Source organism: Salinicola sp., assembly GCF_982684285.1.
In genome coordinates this window covers 1-3871 of the sequence record NZ_CEXLVS010000319.1, presented here as the reverse complement: position 1 = coordinate 3871, position 3871 = coordinate 1, and the positions used below count along the sequence as shown (strand labels likewise).

Below are 3871 nucleotides of genomic sequence, written 5' to 3'. Positions count from 1 at the left end.
GAGCAGCTTCATGAACGCATTGGCGACCAGGATCGAGAACGCCAGCATGGTGATGCCCACGGCGGCGGCATAGCCCAGGTCGAAGAAGCGGAAGGCGATGTCGTAGAGCCGGATGGGGATGATCTTGGTGGAGTCCGCCGGACCCCCGTTGGTGGTGATGAAGATGATCGCGAAGAAACGGATCGCATCCATGGCGCGGATCAGCAGTGCCACCAGCAGGATATTGGAGAGCGACGGCAGGATGATGTAGAGCAATTTCTGGCCATACTTGGCGCCGTCCATCTCGGCCGCTTCCAGGATATCCTCGGGGACCGAGGCGAGCCCGGCGAGCACGATCAGCGCCACCAGCGGGGTCCACTCCCAGACGTCCATGAGGATGACCGCGACCATGGCGGGGCCGACGCTGCCGAGGATATTGCCGTCGAACAGGCCGGTTTCATTGAGCAGCCAGGCATACAGGCCGTGGCTGGGGTCGAGCATGAAGCGCCCGAGCAGCCCGACGATCACCGGGGCGATGAACATCGGGATCAACAGCAGCGAAATGATGATGTTGCTGCCCCGCGTCAGGCTGTAGACCAGCAGCGCCATCACCGTGCCGAGGATCATCTCCAGGCCCACCGTGGCCAGGAAGTAGAACAGGCTGATCAGCCAGCTGGAGCGGATGTCCGGGTCCGTGAACACCCGCTGCCAGTTATCGAGACCCGAGAACTCGAAGGTCAGCCCGCCCATCAGGCTGACGTCGTTGAAACTCATCCAGATGATCGAGAAGAACGGGACCAGCGTGATCAAGGCGAGCAGGAGAAGGGCTGGCGACATCATCGCCAGCTCGAATCCCTGTCGTCGCGCCGAGGGTTTTCCGGTCAGCAGCGCCATGCCTCACGCCCCCACGATGCGGTCGATGCGCTGCTTGGCGCTCTGCATGGTTTCCTCGGGGGACATCTGCCCCGCCAGCATCTTGGAGAGTTCGGTGAAGATCACCGTGTCGACCTCGTTCCACTGGGGAATCTTGGGCCGCAGGCCGATGTAACCCTCCTGCCAGGCGGTCAGCATGGTGTCCGCCGTGAGCATGTTGGGCATGTCGGTGGGCGGGGTGCTGGCGGCCTTGACCTCCGGCATGTCGTAGACCGACTGGCGGGTCGGGGTACCGCCGCCGACCTGGCTCTTCAGGCCCATCAGCTGGGTCTGCGGCGAGGTTGCCCAGACCAGGAACAGCCAGGCCGCTTTTTGCTTCTCGGGCGAGGCGTTGGCGTTGATGCCGATGCCCGTGCCGCCCCACAGGTTGGCGCTGCGCGCCGGGCCCTTGGGCAGCGGGGCGTAGCCGACCTTGCCCTTCAGGTCCGAACCTTCCAGCGAGCCGGCGAATTCGTGCCACTCCGGCATCATCGCGAACTCGCCGTTCTGGAAGGCGTTGGCGACACCGGTCCAGTCCCAGCTGGTGCTGCCGGGGTGGGCAACCTTGAGCAGCTTCTGATAGAAGCGCGCCGCTTCCAGCGAGGCGTCGCTGGTCAACTGGCAGGCGCCGGGGGAGTCGGTGCCGAGCAGGCCGACCTGCTCGCCGTTGGCAAAGTAGCTGCCGCCGTAGGCGAACAGCACGTTGGAGAAGTCGCACATCAAAGAGTCGTACTGCTGGGCCTGATGGCCGGTGCCGTACTTGACCTCGCTGGCGTTGCCGTTACTGAACCACGCGGCGATCTGGTAGTACTGCTCCCAGGTCGTGCTGTCCGACGGCATGGGATCGAAGCCGAGATCCTGCTGCATCTGGTCGTGGTATTTCTCGAACAGGTCGCGGCGGTAGATCCAGATCATCGTCGGGCAGTCGTAGGGCAGGGTATAGAGGCTTTCCTCGTCCTCGAAGCGGCCGGCGGCGGCCAGCTGCGAGGGGATGAAATCCTCGATGCCCTTGGGCACGACCGGCTGCTGGTCGTCGTTGATGAAGGTGTTGAGATCCACCAGGCCGCGGTGATAGGGCGCGAGCACCTGGTAGGGGTCGGCATAGATCACGTCGAAGGCGCTGCGGCCAGCGCCGAAGTCCAGCGCGACCTTCTGCACCAGGGCGCCCAGCTGCATCTCGGTGATGTTGACGGTGATGCCAGTGAGCTCCTGGAACGACGCCAGGTTGGCGGCGATCGCCGTGGTCGGCGGGGTGTTCTCGGAGATGAACTGAATGGTGGTGCCGCTGGCCTGCCTCCAGGCCTCGTCGCTGGCCATGCCCTGGGCCAGGGCCGTACGCAGCGATCCCGCCCCCATCAACGACAGGCCGGCGAGTCCCCCCATTCCTTTCAGTATGTCGCGACGCTTGAACTGGGTCATTGTTGTTCACCTCTTGGTGGGTTCAGGTCCAGTGTGCTTCCTGGGCTGGCGAGGTCAGGCGTCAAGCGTGATCTGCAGCTTGACGTCATCGGGTCGCGCGCTCGCGGCGCGTTCGAACGCGGCGATGCTCTGCTCGAAATCGAAGGTCTCGCTGATCAGCGGCTTGAGATCGACCTTGCCCGAGGCGATCAGGTCGATCGCCCGGTCGTAGACGTTGGCGTAGCGGAACACCGTCTCGATGCGCAGCTCCTTGGCCTGGGCCGAGACGATGTCGAAGGTGACCGGCTCGACGGGCATGCCGACCAGCACGACCGCGCCGGCGGGCCGGGCGCAGGCCAGCACGTCGTCGTAGACCCTGGGGCTGCCGCTGGCCTCGAACACCACGTCGGCGCCCCAGTCCTCGCCGCAGCGCCGGTCGACGGCTTCGCGCAGCGACTCCTGCGAGACGTTGACGGGGGTGATGCCGGCGTAGCGTCCGGCGATCGCCAGCTTCTCCTCGACCAGGTCGGAGACCAGCACCTCGCTGGCGCCCCCCGCCAGCGCGGCCAGGGCGACCATCAGGCCGATCGGCCCGGCGCCGGTGACGACGCAGACGTCGCCCGGCTGCATGCGCGCCTTGACCACCGCCTGCATGCCGATGGCGAACGGCTCGATCATCGCCCCCTCGGCGAAGGAGACCGAATCGGGCAGCACGAAGGTGAAGGCTGCCGGATGGATGACTTCCGGGGTCAGGCAGCCGTGCACCGGCGGCGTGGCCCAGAAGCGTACGCTGGGGTCGACGTTGTAGACGCCCAGCTTGGCGGCACGCGAAGTGAGATCGGGAATGCCGGGTTCCATGCACACCCGCTCGCCTACCCGCAGGTAGCTGACGTTGCCGCCGACCTCGGTGACCACGCCGGACGCTTCATGGCCGAGCACCATCGGCTCGCGGACCACGAAGGGGCCGATCCGGCCATGGGTGTAGTAGTGGACGTCGCTGCCGCATATCCCGACGGTGTGTATGCGGACGCGAACATCGTCGGGCCCGAGTCGGTCCGGCAGGTCTATCTCGCGTAGCGACAGCTCGCGTTGCTTTTCCAGCACCAGGGCTCTGGCTTTCATGGCGCGTTTCCCGGGAGATATTGACATGGGTCGAGAGCCGGTCGATACGCGACCACACCCTCGCTATCGGCGTGGCCATGAACCTACGCCTCGCGCCGGAAAAGCGGCTAGGCTGTAATTTTCGAGACAATGGTACTTTTTTGCAGACCTTGTCGGGCCAACTGGCAACCGATTGTTTTGTATCGCTATTTAGGGGGGCTCCGAAAGAATGCCCTACCAATCCAATAGGCTTGGCAGGACCAAAGTCTACCTTGATACCAAGGTATAAAAGTCCACTGTTTCGCTCTGTTTCAGGATATATAGTGGCTCTGGAAAGGAGGACCAGTGCAGGCATTTTTCAGGCAGAGCGTAGACCTCATCCAGGCCTGATAGCGCTGATAGAAAGAGGCTCCGATAACTCATGATCGCTGCGCAGCTCAAAGATACTCGTCTTGGTGCGCCTGTCTTCGAAAGCGTCACC

Annotated in this window: 3 protein-coding genes; all 3 read right to left on the bottom strand. The window is 64.0% G+C overall.

What is annotated here, in order from left to right:
• The coding region (locus AC3AYF_RS19005) for a carbohydrate ABC transporter permease (protein ID WP_487780191.1) at positions 1–873 on the bottom strand (873 nt) is incomplete at its 3' end.
• Positions 874–876: 3 nt separating this feature from the next.
• Entirely contained in the window at positions 877–2310 is a 1434-nt protein-coding gene (locus AC3AYF_RS19000) for an ABC transporter substrate-binding protein (RefSeq protein ID WP_295035235.1), read from the bottom strand.
• Between the two features lie 54 nt (positions 2311–2364).
• On the bottom strand, positions 2365–3411 hold the full coding sequence (locus AC3AYF_RS18995) for an NAD(P)-dependent alcohol dehydrogenase (protein WP_295035234.1): 1047 nt from the start codon (positions 3409–3411) through the stop codon (positions 2365–2367).
• Between the last annotated feature and the right edge of the window lie 460 nt (positions 3412–3871).

Excerpts from the sequence above, each read along its gene's own strand:
- AC3AYF_RS19000 (WP_295035235.1), bottom strand. The coding sequence starts at position 2,310 with ATGACCCAGTTCAAGCGTCGCGACATACTGAAAGGAATGGGGGGACTC.
- AC3AYF_RS18995 (WP_295035234.1), bottom strand. The coding sequence starts at position 3,411 with ATGAAAGCCAGAGCCCTGGTGCTGGAAAAGCAACGCGAGCTGTCGCTA.